Raw genomic sequence first — 1083 nt, forward strand, 5'->3', positions numbered from 1 at the left:
TGTACCGAGCCATCAGGTTGGTGCCAGGCGGCTGACCGGTGGCTGACCGCCGAGTGCGCTGTGGCGGCGCTGAGTGTTGTAGTGCTCGATCCAGGGAGCAAGTGCGGCGGCGCGCTGGTCGTTGCTGGTGAAGGGCTGTCGGTAGGCCCACTCGGTGGCCAGGGTGCGGTTGAGGCGTTCGACCTTGCCGTTCTGCCAGGGGCAGTGCGGGCGGATGAATTTCTGCCGGGCGCCGAGTGCAGCGCAGACCTCTCGCAGCGAGTACCGGTAGGCCCAGGCGTTGTCGGTCATGACGCGCTCGATCCGGGTGATGCCGTGATCGGCGAAGTAGGTCGCGGCGCGGGTGAGAAAGCCGGCGCAGGTGGCGCCCTTCTCGTCGGTCAGGATCTCGGAGTAGGCCAGCCGGGAGTAGTCGTCGACCAGGGAGTGCACGTAGTCGTAGCCGACGACGGTGTCGCGCCGCCGGCTGCTGCTGCCGGCGGCGCGGCCGTGGGCGCGCCACCCGCCGCCGTCGGGGATGCGAGCCAGCTTCTTGACGTCCATGTGCACCAACTCGCCTGGTGCCGACCGCTCGTAGGTGACCGCGGTGGCCTTGGCGGCGCGGATCAGCTGCCCGGTCATCGGGTCCAGCGAGGCCAGCCGGGGCACCCCCCGGCGAGCCAGGACCCGAGAGACGGTGCGAGCGGGCATCCCGAGCTCGGTGCCCAGCCAGGCCGGCCCGCGCCGCTCCCGCCGCCGCAGCTCGACGATGCGGTCCTCCACCTCGGCCGGCGTGCGGCGGGGGCTGGTATGGGGACGGCTGGACCGGTCCACCAGGCCAGCCGCGCCCTCGGCCTGGAAGCGGGTGATCCAGGTCCGCACACACTTGCGGGAGATCCCCATCGCCGCGGCGATGTGTGCCTGCCGCCAGCCGTCCAGCCAACGCTCGACGATCAGCAGGCGGCCATGAAAGGTCGTACGGGCGTTAGCGTGGGACACGAGAACCTCCGAGCAGGTGTTGGGCCTTCGACAAGCCACACCCCACTCGGAGGTTCTCCTTCGTTCAAGCCCGCCCGACCGTCACCAACGTCCTGGCTGGGTACA

General features: G+C 70.5%; 1 protein-coding gene. It reads right to left on the bottom strand.

The genetic code is table 11. The features are described 5' to 3' along the window. Nucleotides 1–12: 12 nt before the first annotated feature. Nucleotides 13–978: an IS481 family transposase gene (locus DQ240_RS23050; protein ID WP_113842048.1), complete on the bottom strand. Its 966-nt coding sequence runs from the start codon at nt 976–978 to the stop codon at nt 13–15. Between the last annotated feature and the right edge of the window lie 105 nt (nt 979–1083).

The organism is Blastococcus sp. TF02A-26 (assembly GCF_003319125.1).
Lineage (GTDB): Bacteria > Actinomycetota > Actinomycetes > Mycobacteriales > Geodermatophilaceae > Trujillonella.